Annotated in this window: 17 protein-coding genes and 1 pseudogene; 8 read left to right on the top strand and 10 right to left on the bottom strand. The window is 41.1% G+C overall.

Annotated features, from left to right (window positions below):
* Positions 1–412: 412 nt before the first annotated feature.
* The 6 genes and pseudogenes from C228_RS13250 to C228_RS0103360 form a co-directional block, all read left to right on the top strand.
* Positions 413–1,932 (top strand): annotated as a pseudogene (locus C228_RS13250) (ABC transporter substrate-binding protein); the annotation flags it as partial.
* A gap of 171 nt (positions 1,933–2,103) precedes the next feature.
* The gene (locus C228_RS0103380) at positions 2,104–3,705 is read left to right on the top strand and encodes an ABC transporter substrate-binding protein (protein WP_018651297.1); all 1,602 of its coding nucleotides are present in this window, start codon (positions 2,104–2,106) and stop codon (positions 3,703–3,705) included.
* Between the two features lie 125 nt (positions 3,706–3,830).
* Entirely contained in the window at positions 3,831–4,835 is a 1,005-nt protein-coding gene (locus C228_RS0103375; protein ID WP_018651296.1) for an ABC transporter permease subunit, read from the top strand.
* Positions 4,836–4,912: 77 nt separating this feature from the next.
* Positions 4,913–5,803: an ABC transporter permease subunit gene (locus tag C228_RS0103370; RefSeq protein ID WP_018651295.1), complete on the top strand. Its 891-nt coding sequence runs from the start codon at positions 4,913–4,915 to the stop codon at positions 5,801–5,803.
* 10 nt (positions 5,804–5,813) lie between these two features.
* Positions 5,814–6,800 (top strand): dipeptide ABC transporter ATP-binding protein, encoded by a 987-nt coding sequence (dppD, locus tag C228_RS0103365; RefSeq protein ID WP_018651294.1) that lies wholly within the window; start codon positions 5,814–5,816, stop codon positions 6,798–6,800.
* 12 nt (positions 6,801–6,812) lie between these two features.
* On the top strand, positions 6,813–7,802 hold the full coding sequence (locus tag C228_RS0103360) for a peptide ABC transporter ATP-binding protein (RefSeq protein WP_018651293.1): 990 nt from the start codon (positions 6,813–6,815) through the stop codon (positions 7,800–7,802).
* A gap of 65 nt (positions 7,803–7,867) precedes the next feature.
* Here C228_RS0103360 and C228_RS0103355 read toward each other — a convergent pair whose 3' ends face one another.
* The 9 genes from C228_RS0103355 to exbB all read right to left on the bottom strand — a co-directional run bounded on the left by C228_RS0103355 (position 7,868) and on the right by exbB (position 13,502).
* Positions 7,868–8,506 carry a hypothetical protein gene (locus C228_RS0103355; protein ID WP_018651292.1) on the bottom strand — a complete coding sequence of 213 codons (639 nt, stop codon included), beginning with the start codon at positions 8,504–8,506 and terminating at the stop codon, positions 7,868–7,870.
* A 54-nt stretch (positions 8,507–8,560) separates the two neighbouring features.
* Positions 8,561–8,905 carry a RidA family protein gene (locus C228_RS0103350; RefSeq protein ID WP_018651291.1) on the bottom strand — a complete coding sequence of 115 codons (345 nt, stop codon included), beginning with the start codon at positions 8,903–8,905 and terminating at the stop codon, positions 8,561–8,563.
* Between the two features lie 87 nt (positions 8,906–8,992).
* A complete protein-coding gene (locus C228_RS0103345; protein WP_018651290.1) occupies positions 8,993–10,030 on the bottom strand; it encodes a branched-chain amino acid aminotransferase in 1,038 nt (345 codons plus the stop codon).
* A 143-nt stretch (positions 10,031–10,173) separates the two neighbouring features.
* Positions 10,174–10,497, bottom strand: coding sequence for a Grx4 family monothiol glutaredoxin (gene grxD, locus C228_RS0103340; RefSeq protein WP_026313168.1), 324 nt, complete (start codon positions 10,495–10,497; stop codon positions 10,174–10,176).
* A gap of 80 nt (positions 10,498–10,577) precedes the next feature.
* On the bottom strand, positions 10,578–11,183 hold the full coding sequence (recR, locus tag C228_RS0103335) for a recombination mediator RecR (protein ID WP_018651288.1): 606 nt from the start codon (positions 11,181–11,183) through the stop codon (positions 10,578–10,580).
* A 70-nt stretch (positions 11,184–11,253) separates the two neighbouring features.
* Positions 11,254–11,583 carry a YbaB/EbfC family nucleoid-associated protein gene (locus tag C228_RS0103330; protein ID WP_005600053.1) on the bottom strand — a complete coding sequence of 110 codons (330 nt, stop codon included), beginning with the start codon at positions 11,581–11,583 and terminating at the stop codon, positions 11,254–11,256.
* A gap of 171 nt (positions 11,584–11,754) precedes the next feature.
* Entirely contained in the window at positions 11,755–12,606 is an 852-nt protein-coding gene (locus tag C228_RS0103325; RefSeq protein WP_018651287.1) for an energy transducer TonB family protein, read from the bottom strand.
* 9 nt (positions 12,607–12,615) lie between these two features.
* A complete protein-coding gene (gene exbD, locus C228_RS0103320) occupies positions 12,616–13,005 on the bottom strand; it encodes a TonB system transport protein ExbD (RefSeq protein WP_018651286.1) in 390 nt (129 codons plus the stop codon).
* 44 nt (positions 13,006–13,049) lie between these two features.
* Entirely contained in the window at positions 13,050–13,502 is a 453-nt protein-coding gene (exbB, locus tag C228_RS0103315) for a TonB-system energizer ExbB (protein WP_018651285.1), read from the bottom strand.
* Between the two features lie 190 nt (positions 13,503–13,692).
* On the opposite strand from exbB, the gene glpE reads away from it, so the two are divergent.
* Both glpE and C228_RS0103305 read left to right on the top strand, forming a co-directional pair.
* Entirely contained in the window at positions 13,693–14,019 is a 327-nt protein-coding gene (glpE, locus tag C228_RS0103310; protein ID WP_018651284.1) for a thiosulfate sulfurtransferase GlpE, read from the top strand.
* A gap of 48 nt (positions 14,020–14,067) precedes the next feature.
* Complete coding sequence (locus tag C228_RS0103305) at positions 14,068–14,913, top strand: co-chaperone YbbN (RefSeq protein WP_018651283.1); 846 nt, start codon at positions 14,068–14,070, stop codon at positions 14,911–14,913.
* Between the two features lie 74 nt (positions 14,914–14,987).
* Here C228_RS0103305 and dhaM read toward each other — a convergent pair whose 3' ends face one another.
* Complete coding sequence (gene dhaM, locus C228_RS0103300; RefSeq protein ID WP_018651282.1) at positions 14,988–15,395, bottom strand: dihydroxyacetone kinase phosphoryl donor subunit DhaM; 408 nt, start codon at positions 15,393–15,395, stop codon at positions 14,988–14,990.
* Position 15,396: the final 1 nt, after the last annotated feature.

Raw genomic sequence — 15,396 nt, 5'->3', positions numbered from 1 at the left:
CAGAAGTAAAATGCTGTAACGCCGATGGTAGTGTGGGGTTTCCCCATGTGAGAGTAGGGCATCGCCAGATTGAATTAAAGGGAACCCTGTGGTTAGTGATAATCACAGGGTTTTTGTTTTTGGGGTGAATTTGTTTTTAGCTCCAGCTCCAGCTTCATTTTTATCTTTATTCATCTTCTCCTTTCTTTTTTTGCTTATTCAAACAACCTCCATTAGCGCATTTGCAAAATAGCAAGGGAATTTGACCGCTTGTCAGAGTGGAATGAATAAATTTATCTCTTAGGAGGAGTAATAATAGGTTGCAGTTGCTTTTTGTAATTAGCTTGCTGCTGAACATTGTAATATGAAAAATAGGGCTGATGATATGTAAATTATTCAAAAAATAATTTATAGCACAACATCAGGATATTTCATGCAAAAACTTTTCTCTTTATCAGCGTTTGCGTTGTTACTTTTCTCCAATTCTGTACTCGCTGCACCTAAAACATTTACTTATTATATTGAATCTTTGCCTACTTTTTTAAATCCGCAAATCGGTACAGACGGGGCGACATTAGATGTGGCGGAAGCGTTATATAATCGTGTAATTGCTTTTGAACCGAGTACGACAAATCTTATTTCTTCATGAGCTGAAAAATGGGATATTTCTGTGGATGGTAAGACCTATACCTTTTATTATGTAAAGGGGTTAAATTTCATAATAACAAAGAGTTTACGCCATCTTGTAATTTCAATGTCGATGATGTGTTGTTTGTTTTTAACCGCCAATTAAATAAATATAATTATTTTCATAATGTATTGGGCGGAAACTACGAGTTTTTCTTAGGTAAAAGTGCCGAATGCAACATTTTAGCTAATCTTGCGATGGATTTCGCTTCACTTTCCTCTTCGGAATATGCCGATCAAATGTTAAAAGCCGGTACACCGGAAAAGTGGATACCGTACCGATTGGTACTAGGCCATTTGAGTTTTCTGGTTTACAGAAAGATGCTTATGTGCGTTTTAAAGCATTTGATGATTGTTGGCAGGACAGAGCAAAATTAGATCGCTTAGTCTTTAGCGTCACACCTGATGCGACGGTGCGTTATGCCAAATTGCAGAAAAATGAATCTCAGGCAATAGCCATATCCGAATTCGGCAGATATTGCTCAGATGAAAGCTGATGCTAATTTACAGGTGTTGAAAAATCGGGGTTAAATATTGGCTATATTACTTTTAATTTAGATAAAAACCGTTGAATAATCAAAAAGTACGCCAAGCACTTAATTATGCGGTAAACAAACAGGCGATTTTAGAATCGATGTACCAAGGGGCCGGTTCGGCAGCGAAGAATCCAATGTCGCTGACAATTTGAGGCTATAACGATGAGATTCAGGATTATGAATATAATCCGGAGAAAGAGAAAGCATTGCTAAGAGAAGCTGGATTGGAAAACGGCTTTGAAACGGAATCGTGGGCAATGCCGGTTTCTCGCCCGTATAATCCGAATGCACGTCGTATGGCTGAGATGATTCAGAAGATTGGAAGCAGAGCGGCGTTACTGCAAAAATCGCCAGCTTCGAATAGGGAGAATACCTTAAGCGTATGGAGCAAGGCGAACACTCAACCGGTATGATGGGCTGGACAGGGGATAATGGCGATCCGGATAACTTTTTGAATACGCTATTAAGCTGTAATGCGGTAAAACAAGGTTCGAATTATGCCCATTTTTGTGATAAATCTTATAATGATTTAGTTACGCAAGCGGCACAAGAATCGTATAAGGCAAAACGGGAATCATTTTATAAACAGGCATAAGTGATTTTTAAATAGCAAGCGCCTTGGTTACCGATTGTGCATTCGACAACTTATTTCCCAATACGTAAAGAAATACAAGGTTATACGGTGAGTCCTTCTTTATCGCATAACTTTTATCATGTTGAGCTAGATAGCGTTCAATATAGTGTAATAAATAAAATAATCGGTCTAAATTTAGTGGTAAATTTGCAAATTTTCGCTAAATTTAGACCGATTTCTATGGAAAAAGTATTGAACTTCATTGAAAAACTTGTATATTCGATTAATTCATAAAAATAAAAAACAAACACAACATTGGAGCATTCGATGAAAAAACTCACCAAACTTTCTTTATTGCCATTGGCAATTGCCGCCTCAAGTTCGGCTTTTGCGGCACCTAAAACATTCGTTTATTGTTTAGAAGCCTCACCTACTTACTTAAATCCGCAATTCGCAACAGACGGCGGTACACTTGATGCGACTAGCCAAACGATTTTTAACCGCTTAGTAGATTTCGCTAAGGGGGAAACTTCAGTTGTGCCTTCTTTAGCAGAAAAATGGGATGTGTCGGAAGACGGTAAAAGTTATACCTTTTATTTACGTAAAGGGGTGAAATTCCATTCAACTAAAGATTTTAAACCTAGCCGTGATTTTAATGCGGACGATGTAGTGTTCTCATTCAATCGTCAATTAGATCCGAATCATTCGTATCATAAAGTGTCCGGTGGTAACTATGAGTATTTTATCGGTATGGATATGGGCAACATTATTCAAAATGTTGAGAAAGTGGATGATTATACGGTTAAAATTAATCTAAAAGTGCCGAATGCACCGTTCTTAGCGAATATTGCGATGGATTTCGCTTCGATTTTCTCTGCGGAATATGCGGATCAATTATTGAAAGTAGGAACACCGGAGAAACTAGATCAAAATCCTATCGGCACAGGTCCATTCCAATTTGTCGATTATCAAAAAGACTCTCAGATTCGTTATAAAGGCTTTGAGCAATATTGGGAGGGTAAACCGGCAATTGACCGTTTAGTCTTTGCAATTACGCCGGATGCGTCGGTACGTATGGCAAAATTGCAAAAAGGTGAATGTCACGCAGCACCTTATCCAAATCCGGCTGATCTTGAAACATTGAAAAAAGATCCGAATATCAGTTTAATGGCCAAACCAGGTTTGAATATCGGCTATTTACACTTTAATACGCAGAAAAAACCGTTTGATGATGTGAAAGTGCGTCAAGCGTTAAACTATGCAATTAACAAAGATGCGATTATTCAGTCGGTTTATCAAGGTTCAGGCGAAAAAGCGAAAAATCCGATTCCACCGACAATGTGGAGTTATAACGATGAAGTGAAAGATTATGACTATAATCCGGAAAAAGCCAAAGCCTTGTTAAAAGAAGCCGGGCTTGAAAAAGGTTTTGATACCGAAGTGTGGGCAATGCCGGTTTCTCGTCCGTATAATCCGAATGCACGTCGTATGGCGGAGCTTATCCAAGAAGATTGGAAAAAAGTGGGTGTGAATGCCAAAATCGTCAGTTACGAATGGGGTGAATATCTCAATCGTATGCGTGACGGCGAACATGCAACCGGTATGATGGGCTGGAACGGTGATAACGGAGATCCGGATAACTTCCTAAATACCTTATTAAGTTGTGCGGCGGTGAAACAAGGTTCCAACTATGCAAAATTCTGTCATAAAGATTTTGATAAGTTAATGACCGAAGCCGTTCAAACAACTGATAAAGTAAAACGTACCGAGCTTTATAAACAAGCTCAAGTACTTTTCAAAGAGCAAGCACCATGGGTAACCATTGCTCACTCAACTACTTATTTCCCTGTTCGTAAGGAAGTAAAGGGTTATGTGATCAGCCCATTTAGCTTACATAATTTCTACGGGGTTGATTTAGAGACAAAATAAGTTCTCTTATTAACCATTGAAAGCACACGGCAAAGGGGATTGGCAATTTGTAAAAAATTCGCTGAATTTCACCGCTTATGCTGTGTTTTTCCTATTTCCCGTGGTACAAATAACGAGTATACCTAATGTTTTCATTTATTCTTAAACGTCTTTTGATGGTTATCCCAACCTTTCTGGCGATAACGTTAATTACTTTTGCCTTAGTACATTTGATTCCGGGCGATCCGATTGAAATTCGGATGGGAGAACGAGGCTTAGATCCGGCGGTTCACGCTCAGATGATGGCACAACTCGGTTTGGATTTACCCTTACCCGAACAATATTTTAATTATATTAAAGGAATCTTTCAGGGCGATCTCGGTAATTCATTTCGTAACAATGAGCCGGTACTAAAAGAGTTTTTTACACTGTTTCCGGCAACGGTGGAATTAGCATTCTTTGCACTGTTATGGTCGCTAGTATTTGGAATTTTTCTTGGTGTGATTGCTGCAGTGAAGAAAGATTCGTGGATTTCGCATACGGTAACCACTTTATCTTTAACCGGTTATTCGATGCCGATTTTCTGGTGGGGGTTAATCTTAATTCTCTATTTCTCTACGCCACTAGGCTTACCGGCTTCAGGGCGTTTACCTTCCGAATATTGGATTGAAGCGGAAACCGGCTTCATGCTGTATGACACTTGGGTTTCAGACGAGCCGGGTGCTTTCCTTGCCGCAATTAAATCCTTGATTTTACCTTCAATCGTGTTAGGGACTATCCCATTGGCGGTGGTAACGCGTATGACTCGTTCTTCAATGCTCGAAGTGTTAGGTGAAGATTATATTCGTACCGCCAAAGCGAAAGGTTTGAATATCACTCGTATTGTGATTGTACACGCTTTACGTAATGCGTTGATTCCAGTAGTAACTGTGGTGGGACTGATTGTGGGGCAGTTACTTTCCGGTGCGGTACTTACCGAAAATATTTTTTCGTGGCCGGGTATCGGTAAATGGATTATTGATGCGATTAATGCACGTGACTATCCGGTATTACAAGGTTCAGTGCTAATTATTGCGACGATTATTATTTTGGTGAATTTAACCGTTGATTTAATTTACGGAGTAGTTAATCCAAGAATTCGCCATAGCTAAGTTTATTTTCCGGCTTTTACAAGCGGTTAAATTTACGCAAAATTTTGCAAAATGATTTGAGTGGAGTGAGATACATAATGTCTTCAACAACCCTTTCGGCACCGGCTCCGAAGACGCCTCTACAAGAGTTTTGGTATTACTTTTGCCAAAACCGTGGTGCGGTTATCGGGCTTGCTTTTATTACTATTGTCTTTTTTGCTGCGGTATTTGCTGGTTGGGTCGCGCCTTTTGACCCGATTGAGCAAAACCGTAGTGCTTTGTTACTGCCTCCAGCGTGGATGGACGGCGGTAATTCTGCTTATCTGCTCGGTACTGATGATATTGGGCGTGATATTCTTTCCCGTATTATCTATGGTGCGCGTTTATCTATGTTTATCGGTTTAGTGATCGTTGTTTTATCATGCGTATTCGGCGTAATTCTAGGCTTACTTGCCGGTTATTACGGCGGCGTGATTGATATCGTGATTATGCGCTTTGTCGATATTATGTTAGCCATTCCGAGCTTACTTCTCACCATTGGTGTGGTCACCATTTTAGGCCCGTCTTTGATCAATGCAGCGATTGCGATTGCGATTGTTTCAATTCCAAGCTATGTGCGTTTAACTCGTGCTTCGGTCATGAGCGAAAAAAATCGTGATTATGTGGTGGCGAGCCGAGTTGCCGGTGCCGGTGTATTACGTTTAATGTTTATTGTGATTTTACCGAACTGCCTTGCACCGTTAATTGTGCAAATGACGATGGGGATTTCCAATGCGATTCTAGAACTTGCCGCGCTTGGCTTCTTAGGTATTGGCGCGCAACCGCCAACACCGGAATTAGGTACAATGTTGGCGGAATCTCGTGGCTTTATGCAATCGGCAAACTGGTTAGTAACCATTCCGGGGCTCGCGATTTTATCGCTTGTATTAGCATTTAACTTAATGGGCGACGGCTTACGTGACGCACTCGATCCGAAACTGAAACAATAAGGAGAGCAAGATGGCTTTATTAACGGTAGATCAGCTTTCTGTTCACTTCGGTGATGAGAAAGCGCCCTTCAAAGCGGTAGATCGTATTAGTTATACGATAAACGAAGGCGAAGTGTTAGGTATTGTGGGTGAGTCAGGTTCGGGTAAATCAGTCAGCTCTTTAGCGATTATGGGTTTAATTGACTTCCCTGGTCGTGTGACAGCAAATTCGCTTGAGTTTAACGGCAATAATTTATTAGCGTTAAAACCGAAAGAAAAACAAAAAATTGTCGGTGCGGACGTGTCGATGATTTTCCAAGATGCGATGACCAGTCTTAACCCGAGTTATACAGTTGGTTTCCAAATTATGGAAGCGTTGAAGGTGCATCAAGGCGGCTCAAAAGCGACTCGTCGTGAACGTGCGATTGAATTATTAACCATGGTAGGGATTCCTGATCCGCAATCTCGTTTAGATGTTTACCCGCATCAGCTTTCGGGCGGTATGAGCCAGCGTGTGATGATCGCTATAGCGATTGCGTGCAATCCGAAATTATTGATTGCGGATGAACCGACCACCGCATTAGACGTAACGATTCAAGCGCAAATTATTGATTTATTGTTGGAATTACAACGCAAAGAAAATATGGCGTTAATTCTGATTACTCACGATTTAGCATTGGTTGCGGAATCGGCACATCGTATTATCGTGATGTATGCAGGACAAGTGGTGGAAGAAGGCAAAGCGGAATTAATCTTTAAAGCACCGCTTCACCCTTATACGCAAGCATTGCTTAAAGCATTGCCTGAATTTGCAGAAGGTAAATCTCGCTTGCAATCTCTACCCGGTGTGGTTCCCGGCAAATATGACCGACCGCAAGGCTGTTTACTGAATCCTCGTTGTCCGTATGCAACGGATAAATGCCGAACCAGCGAACCTGAATTACGTGTGTTAAACGGTCGCCAAGTGAAATGCCATTTCCCGTTAGATGAAAATGGTATTCCTACAATGCAGCAATAACGGAGAAGCGAAATGACTGATTTGCAAAAAAATGAACAAAACGCACCGCTTCTTGATGCGAAAAATCTGAAAAAATATTATCCGGTTAAGCAGAGAATGTTCGCAAAACCGAAAACGGTTAAAGCGGTAGATGGCGTCTCATTCCAATTGGAACGAGGCAAAACATTGGCGGTGGTTGGCGAGTCCGGCTGTGGTAAGTCAACCTTGGGGCGAATGCTCACTATGATTGAAAGCCCGACCGAAGGCGAGCTGTTTTATAAAGGGCAGAATTTCTTAGTCAATGATAAAGATACCGCCGCATTACGCCGTAAGAAAATTCAGATTGTGTTCCAAAACCCTTATAGTTCGCTGAATCCACGTAAGAAAGTGGGCAGCATTTTAGAAGAGCCGTTATTAATCAATACCGATTTATCGGCGGCAGAGCGTAAAGCGAAAGTGTTGGAAATGATGGGCAAAGTCGGTTTAAAACCTGAGTTTTACGACCGCTATCCGCATATGTTTTCCGGCGGACAACGCCAGCGTATTGCGATTGCTCGAGGCTTAATGCTTAATCCTGATGTGGTGGTGGCAGATGAGCCGGTTTCGGCATTGGATGTATCGGTACGTGCGCAGGTACTTAATTTGATGATGGATCTGCAAGAAGAGATGGGTCTGTCTTATGTTTTCATTTCGCACGATTTATCAGTGGTTGAGCATATTGCCGATGAAGTGATGGTGATGTACTTAGGACGAGTGGTGGAGCAAGGCAAAACCAAAGCGATTTTCAGCGATCCTCGTCACCCGTACACCCAAGCGTTACTTTCGGCAACACCTCGCTTAAATCCGGAGCAACGTCGTGAGCGAATTAAATTAACCGGCGAATTACCAAGCCCGTTAAATCCACCGAAAGGTTGTGCATTCCACGCTCGTTGCCGCTTGGCAACCGAAAAATGTAAAGCGGAACAACCTCAGTTAAAAAGCTATGAAAGCGGCACCAAAATTGCCTGCTTTATGGTGGAATAGTTAGGTTTAAGGATAGACAAGCGGTCATTTCTTGCAAAAAATTTGCGAAAAATGACCGCTTATATTTAGAGTAATTGTTGTAGGTTTTCAACAAGGTAATCCAGAATTGATTTTCCGGTTTGTAATTTCGTACTTAGCATTCGTTGCGCATTGGCATGGTGAATATTGAGCGTTTGATTAATATCCGGTTCATTGGTTAAGTTCCATTGTTGACCGAGGCGAGCGACAATATCGGATAAATCGTGTTCAGCTTTGGTTTCAGCACGAATATTAATCCATAAATCGGCATTTGGTTGGGGTTGTGGTGTTTTATAGATATTTGAGCCAATCCAAACGAGTGTACCTTCTCCCACCGGATCAAGGGTCGCGAGCAAGCGTACACGATAGCCTTTGTCTTTTAAAATTCTGGCTAAATGTGGGGCGTTCCAACCGCCTAAACTGTGTCCGATAATATAGATAAGATCTTGCGGTTGAATTTTGATTAACACATTTAATTCAATGTCACTAAGATGAAAAATATGGTTGTAACCAAGCGTGTGAATACGGATTTGCTCGTGATTGGGGATATAGCTTTTAATTTTTCTTACCAGCCTTTGTTTTGCTAGGCTGATATTGCGGAGCGGGCCAACAAAATAATAAGGTTCTTGATCAGCAGCGCCACCGATTAAGAATATATGTGCGTGGCGATAAAATGGGGATCGCATATTACCTCCTATAATAAAAAAGCGTGGGTTAGCCTGATCAGCCCACGCTTTTAGTTATACCGCAGCATTCACTACGATTTCAACCTTCCAGTTCGGATTTGCAAGTCTTGCCTCCACCGCAGCACGTGGCGGTGCATTATTTTCTGCTACCCATTCGTCCCAAGCACGGTTTATCTCATCATAATAAGCCATATTTGCAAGATAAACGGTTGCCATTAAGATTTTGCTTTTATCGGTATTAGCTTTAGCTAAGAATTTATCAATTTCCGCAAGCACTTGTTTGGTTTGCTGATAAGCGTCTTGGCTATCGTCAGTCGGCACTTGCCCGGCGAGATAAGCCACGCCGTTATAAATGGCAACTTCAGAGAAACGTTTACTGACATCAATACGTTGAATCATAATATTCCTTATATTTGAAAGAAAACAAGCGGTAGAAATTTGCAAAAAAATTGCAAAATTTTACCGCTTGTCACAGCTTAAATCGGCTTATTCTACTTTAACAATCCAGCCTTCCGGTGCTTCAACATCACCGAATTGGATACCGGTAAGTTCCGCATATAAGCGTTTTGTTACCGGGCCAACTTCCGTTTCCGAATAGAATACGTGGAAGTTATCTTTATGTTGAATACCACCAACCGGCGTAATTACTGCCGCTGTACCGCAAGCGCCGGCTTCGGCAAATTGATCTAATTGATCGATATATACATCGCCTTCAACCGTTTCCATACCTAAACGCTCTTTAGCGATATGTAATAACGAGTATTTGGTAATACTTGGTAAGATCGATTCTGACGCAGGGGTAATAAATTTGTTGTCTTTGGTAATACCAAAGAAGTTTGCTGCACCCACTTCTTCAATTTTGGTATGAGTTTTCGGATCAAGGTAGATCGCATCGGCAAATTTGCGTGTTGCAGTACCTTGTTCTGCCGCTAATTCGTGTGGTAATAAACTTGCCGCGTAGTTACCACCCACTTTAACACCGCCGGTTCCCATTGGTGCAGCACGGTCGTAGTCGGTTGTGATGAAGTTAGACGGTGCTAAACCGCCTTTGAAATAAGCACCAACCGGACAACAGAATACCGAGAAAATGTATTCCGGCGCCGCTTTAACACCGATATTTTCACCGACGCCGATTAAGAACGGACGTAAGTAAAGCGTTGCACCTGAACCGTATGGGCCTAACCAATCTTGGTTTGCTTTTACCACTTCTGTACAAGCACGCACAAATAATTCGGTCGGTACTTCTGCCATTAACAAACGGCGCGCAGTGCCTTGCATACGTTTTGCATTTTCTTCAGGGCGGAATAAGTTAATTGAACCGTCTTTGCAACGATAGGCTTTTAAGCCTTCGAAACATTGCTGACCGTAGTGAAGTGCGGTTGAACCTTCGTGAATGTGGAGTGTGTTATCTGTAGTTAATTGACCTTCATCCCATTTACCGTCTTTCCAGTGTGCAATGAAGCGATAATCCGTTTTAATGTAGGAAAAGCCTAAATTAGCCCAATCTAAATCTTTTAAAGCCATGTTGTTGTGTCCTTATTGTTATTTATTACAAATGAATTTTTACATTGTAAGCCAAAAACGAAGCGGAATGTAAGAGCAAAATGGCATTTTTTTGTCGAAAAAAAGCCCAAGTGAATTGCTTGGGCCGAATGTTTGTAAAAGAATTAAGCGTGTTTAGCCGCAACTTCTTTTAATAAGGTTTGTAATTCACTTTTTTGGAACATTTCTAATACGATGTCACAACCACCGATTAATTCGCCTTCTACCCATAATTGTGGGAAAGTCGGCCAGTTTGCGAATTTGGGTAATTCAGCACGAATATCCGGGTTAGTTAAAATATCTACATAACCGAATGGTACTTGGCAGTTAATTACCGCTTCCACCGCACGAGCAGAGAAACCGCATGAAGGGAATTTCGGCGAACCTTTCATATAAAGAAGAATTGGGTTTTCGCTGATTTGTTTTTTGATTTTTTCAATAGTATCGATAGTTTCCATGATAACCTCTAGTGATTAATACCTGAGTGATTGTATCAGACTTTTATGACTAGCCAAATAACCTTTTCACCTTACAACGAAATATCTCGTCTGCCGGCAAAAGAGTGGGAAAGGGTTGTGCCGTCTACCATTTCTAATGAGCCGCCAACCGGAATCCCATGTGCAATGCGAGTCACTTTCACATTGTGGATACGGCACATTTCCGCAATATAATTGGCGGTGGCATCACCTTCAATCGTCGGATTAGTGGCAAGAATGACTTCGTGAAAAGATTCGTTTTCTAAACGGCTTTGTAACAGATCTAAGCCAATTTCTCTCGGTCCAATTCCGTCCAACGGCGAAAGATGCCCCATTAATACAAAGTAACGCCCTGAAAACTGTCCGGTTTGTTCAATTGCTTGAATATCTTCCGGCATTTCAACCACACAAAGTTGACCGTTCATTTGGCGGCGAGGATTTTTACAAATATTGCATTCGTCTTCTTCGGTAAACGTACGACAAGAGTTACAATGACCGATATGCGTCATCGCTTCATTCAAGGCTTTAGATAAGTTTACACCGCCGGAACGATTGCGTTGTAATAAATGATATGCCATACGCTGTGCGGATTTCGGGCCGACACCGGGTAATACACGCAGGGCTTCCATAAGGTTTTCGAGTAAAGGGCTAATTTGCATAAATAGGAATGGATAGTTGAAAATTAATAATGGATAGCTGCAATAAAGCTAACTATCCATTATCACTAGATTAGAATGGGAATTTCATGCCCGGTGGTAATTGCATGCCAGCAGTCACGCTTGCCATTTTTTCTTTTTGCATTTCTTCTGCACGGCGAACGGCATCATTGAATGCGGCGGCAACTAAGTCTTCCACCATTTCTTTATCGTCTTCCATTAATGACGGATCGATCTCAATACGACGGCAGTTATGTGCACCATTGATTGTTACTTTTACTAAACCTGCACCAGATTCGCCGGTTACTTCAAGTTGTGCGATTTCTTCTTGCATTTTTTGCATGCGCTCTTGCATTTGCTGAGCTTGTTTCATTAAACCGCCTAAGCCGCCTTTTCCAAACATTACATTTTCCTCAATTTGTATAAATAAAAATAGAAACGGTTTATTTTACTTAAGCACCTCGCTTTAGGCAAGCGGTTATCTTTTGCCGATTTTTTTGCAAAATGTTAGTGAAAAATGACCGCTTGTTTTAAGTAAAAAATAAGCTCCCGTGAGGGAGCTTATTTGCAAAGTTTATTCAATCGAGAATTTTACCGGAACAGTAACATTACTTGGGAATCCAGCCGGTGGCGGTGACACTTTGGTACTTTGTGCCGCTTTGACTGCTGCGTTATCAAGATTGCTGTTACCGGAGCTGTTTAACACTTTTACATTGGTTAAATCACCGGAAGACGATACGCTAAAACCAATGGTAACTGCACCTGTTTTACGCATCATTTTTTCTCGAGCGGGATAAGCATTATTGGCTCGACGCTGTAATGCACGTTGCAATGCCGCTTTATAAGCACCGATTTCACTGCCGGAACTGCCACTACCATTGCCGCCCGCTGCACCATTTGAGGAGCCGTTTGCCGAAGTACCGTTAGGATTTCCGTTTGGTTTACCATTCGGAATACCGGCGCGCATTTGCGTACCCTGTACTGCATTCGGTATAGTTTTTGCAACAATGCCTTGTTTCGCTTCAGGACCTTTTTCTAATGCTTTTATCGGCTTATCTTTAGCTTTCTCTTTTTTAGGTTTTTCTTTTTCCTTAGGCTTCGGTTGCTCTTTTGGCTTTTCCTTCGGTTTTTCTTTTGGCTTTTCTTTCGGTTTAGGCTGAGGTTTTGGTTCAGGTATTGCTTCTGCTTCAGGTTCCTGCTCCGGTTCCGCTTCAGGTTTTTCCGGTTCCGTCTGTGCCGGTTGTTCTTCTGCCACTGCAACTTGAGGCTGCTCTAATAAAGCGGCGACTAATTCCATCGACATTACATTATCTTCAGGCTGACCGTCCGAATGAGAATTTTTTACCATCGAAATGAAACCGGCAAAAACAAAGGTGTGAATAACAATAGAACTGACTAACCCGATACGAGAATGTTTTTTCTTCATACTCGTATCCTATTTTTTGGCTGTATCTTTCTTCGTTACGATAGCGACGTTTTTAATTTCATTCGCAGAGAGTATATCGGTGAGTTCAACAAATTTTTCAAATGCTACCGCACCATCTACTTTTAGGGTTACTTTTTGGGTTTTGTCCCAAGTGGCAATCTCTGTTGTGAGCGCTTCTTTAGTAATTGGTTGGTCGTTGAAATAGAATTCGTTGTTTTCTGTAATCGTAAGAAGTTTGGCTAATTCGTCCGCTTTCATCGTTTGGGTCGTGGTTGCTTTCGGTACGTTTACTTGAATTTTGCCTTGTGAAATAAATGAGGCGGTAACAAGCACGATCGCTAATAGCACCAACATAATGTCGATGAACGGAATAATATTAATTTCGTCAAATTTTTTCATAAGAAACCTGATTGAGTTGCAAAAAATAAGTGAAATTTGATCGCTTATTGATTGACTTTACGGGCTTGAATGGCTTGCCATTTTAGTTTGCTTTCATCTACTTTACGGTTGAAACCGCTGTAGAACATCATTGCCGGAATTGCGACTAAGATACCTGCTGCAGTTGCTTTTAATGCAAGTGATAAATGCACCATAATTGATGCAGCATCAATTTCACCGCCGGAATGACCTAAGTGATAGAAGGTAAGTAAGATACCTAATACGGTTCCTAATAAACCGATATAAGGGGCGTTAGCACCGATAGTCGAGATAGTAGTGAGGTTACGAGTTGTATCGATTTCTAAATCTTGGAGGGTTTTATATTTGGTGACATCAAGCTGTTTGTAAAAGAGTACGCGCTCAATAATTTTCCATACTAACACAATACTCATTAATAATAATAAACCTAAGATAATGTAATCTACATGATCTTGTAAAAGTTCAAGCATTTGTTCCATAAAATCCTCGGAAACGATATAAAAATATAGAAGACAGGTGATACTGTATAATGAAAATGGTTCGTAATTATACTAAGTGAGGCAAAAAATTCAACTCGTAATAATAGGTATTCTCGTTTATTTTTGTAAATAGATTATGCTATATTCGCTTGTTATTTTTTTGTTATATAAATAAGGTGTAATGCGAAATATGAGCGAAACATTTACTGAAATTAGCCCGCAGCAAGCATGGGAATTAATCGAAAATGAAGGCGCGACACTTGCGGATATTCGTGATGCACGCCGTTATGTTTATAGTCACCCACAGGATGCGTTTCATTTAACCAATGAAAGCTATGGACGTTTTCTAGATGAAGTTGATTATGAAGAACCGGTGATTGTAATTTGTTACCACGGTGTAAGTAGCCGTAATACGGCGCAATTTTTAGTCGAGCAGGGCTTTGATCGCGTATATAGTGTAAAAGGCGGCTTTGACGGCTGGGAACGAAGCGGTTTACCGATTGAAACGGCTTACTAAAAATCAGCTATAATAATATTGCCGATTTTTTTAGATTAGGGAAATAGTATGAATTATTTTGTCAATGTCACCGAAAGTAATTTTAGTGAAGTGTGGAACGCGGCGGCACAAGTACCGGTCGTGTTTAATTTTATCTCACCGAGAGAAGTGGCTTCACTGGAAATGGATTCATTATTGCGCCGATTAGCGGATGAAAATCCGGCGCAATTTTTATTAGCTACGGTAAATTGTGATGAACAGCAAGCATTGGTAGCCCAATTTAGAATTCAAACGATTCCGACCCTGTATCTTTTTGCAGGCGGGCAGCCGGTTGATATGATTCAAGGGGCGATTTCCGAGCAAGAAATGCGAGTTCGTTTAGCCAATATTTTACCGAAAGAAGAAGAGCTTAAATTCAATCAAGCTTTGGAATTGTTACAAGATCAGCGTTATGAAGAGGCATTACCGCTACTCAAATCAGCTTGGGAAATGACCGATAAGAAAAACAGTGATTTCGCCTTGTTGTATGCAGAAACTTTTATTGTGATGAAGAAAGTGGAAGAAGCTCGAGAAATCTTAAAGCAGATTCCGATTCAAGATCGTGATAGTCGTTGGAACGGTTTACAAGCACAGATTAAGTTGTTAGAACAAGCGAATGAATCGCCTGAATTACAGCAATTACAAGCAGATTATGCAAATAACAAAACGCCGGAAATTGCGATTCGTTTAGCAAATCAGTTACATCAAGCACATAAAAATGAAGAGGCGTTAGTGCTACTGTTTGATTGGCTAAAAGCCGATTTAAATAGTGCAAATGGTGAAGTGAAAAGTCAATTTTTAGCGATTCTTTCTGCTTTGGGTAACGATCCTGTTGTGCCGAAATTTAGACGTCAGCTTTATTCATTGCTCTATTAATTGTATTTGAAGCAAAAAAATGAGGCGGAGTAACACTTTCGCCTCATTTTTTATTTGGTAAATTTTTCAGAAAATTAGACCGCTTGTTGCTGTTTTAACGCGGCCGCTTCATTCGCTTCTTGTAATACTGAAGCCAAATCATCGCCTCCGGCAGCGGCTACCGCAGCGGCAAATGCGCCCTCAACCAGCGGCGCATAGCTAATTACCACTTTTTCCGCTTTTTCAGGCTCAAGTAAATCAAGCGCTGTTTCCGCACTTAAAATCGCACTACCAAGGTCGACAAAGATCACTACACCGTCTTCGCTGAAGACTTCTTCAATCGCATTCATAATTTTTACCGCATCTGTGCCAATCGAATTATCCGGATCATCAATACCGGCAGCTACAGCAATTTGGCACGATCCTTGTGCCATTTGGCGGGTAATTTCTGCCACACCTTCTCCAAGCTGTTTACTATGTGAAACAATCACTAAATTAACCATT

Origin of the sequence: Actinobacillus capsulatus DSM 19761, assembly GCF_000374285.1 — a bacterium.
Classification (GTDB): Bacteria; Pseudomonadota; Gammaproteobacteria; order Enterobacterales; family Pasteurellaceae; genus Actinobacillus; species Actinobacillus capsulatus.
This window is presented reverse-complemented; position numbering and strand designations above follow the sequence as displayed.

What these genes read in the sequence shown, in the direction of transcription:
- C228_RS0103380 (WP_018651297.1), top strand. Translation starts at nt 2,104, where the DNA reads ATGAAAAAACTCACCAAACTTTCTTTATTGCCATTGGCAATTGCCGCC.
- C228_RS0103375 (WP_018651296.1), top strand. Translation starts at nt 3,831, where the DNA reads ATGTTTTCATTTATTCTTAAACGTCTTTTGATGGTTATCCCAACCTTT.
- C228_RS0103370 (WP_018651295.1), top strand. Translation starts at nt 4,913, where the DNA reads ATGTCTTCAACAACCCTTTCGGCACCGGCTCCGAAGACGCCTCTACAA.
- dppD (WP_018651294.1), top strand. Translation starts at nt 5,814, where the DNA reads ATGGCTTTATTAACGGTAGATCAGCTTTCTGTTCACTTCGGTGATGAG.
- C228_RS0103360 (WP_018651293.1), top strand. Translation starts at nt 6,813, where the DNA reads ATGACTGATTTGCAAAAAAATGAACAAAACGCACCGCTTCTTGATGCG.
- C228_RS0103355 (WP_018651292.1), bottom strand. Translation starts at nt 8,506, where the DNA reads ATGCGATCCCCATTTTATCGCCACGCACATATATTCTTAATCGGTGGC.
- C228_RS0103350 (WP_018651291.1), bottom strand. Translation starts at nt 8,905, where the DNA reads ATGATTCAACGTATTGATGTCAGTAAACGTTTCTCTGAAGTTGCCATT.
- C228_RS0103345 (WP_018651290.1), bottom strand. Translation starts at nt 10,030, where the DNA reads ATGGCTTTAAAAGATTTAGATTGGGCTAATTTAGGCTTTTCCTACATT.
- recR (WP_018651288.1), bottom strand. Translation starts at nt 11,183, where the DNA reads ATGCAAATTAGCCCTTTACTCGAAAACCTTATGGAAGCCCTGCGTGTA.
- C228_RS0103330 (WP_005600053.1), bottom strand. Translation starts at nt 11,583, where the DNA reads ATGTTTGGAAAAGGCGGCTTAGGCGGTTTAATGAAACAAGCTCAGCAA.
- C228_RS0103325 (WP_018651287.1), bottom strand. Translation starts at nt 12,606, where the DNA reads ATGAAGAAAAAACATTCTCGTATCGGGTTAGTCAGTTCTATTGTTATT.
- exbD (WP_018651286.1), bottom strand. Translation starts at nt 13,005, where the DNA reads ATGAAAAAATTTGACGAAATTAATATTATTCCGTTCATCGACATTATG.
- exbB (WP_018651285.1), bottom strand. Translation starts at nt 13,502, where the DNA reads ATGGAACAAATGCTTGAACTTTTACAAGATCATGTAGATTACATTATC.
- glpE (WP_018651284.1), top strand. Translation starts at nt 13,693, where the DNA reads ATGAGCGAAACATTTACTGAAATTAGCCCGCAGCAAGCATGGGAATTA.
- C228_RS0103305 (WP_018651283.1), top strand. Translation starts at nt 14,068, where the DNA reads ATGAATTATTTTGTCAATGTCACCGAAAGTAATTTTAGTGAAGTGTGG.
- dhaM (WP_018651282.1), bottom strand. Translation starts at nt 15,395, where the DNA reads ATGGTTAATTTAGTGATTGTTTCACATAGTAAACAGCTTGGAGAAGGT.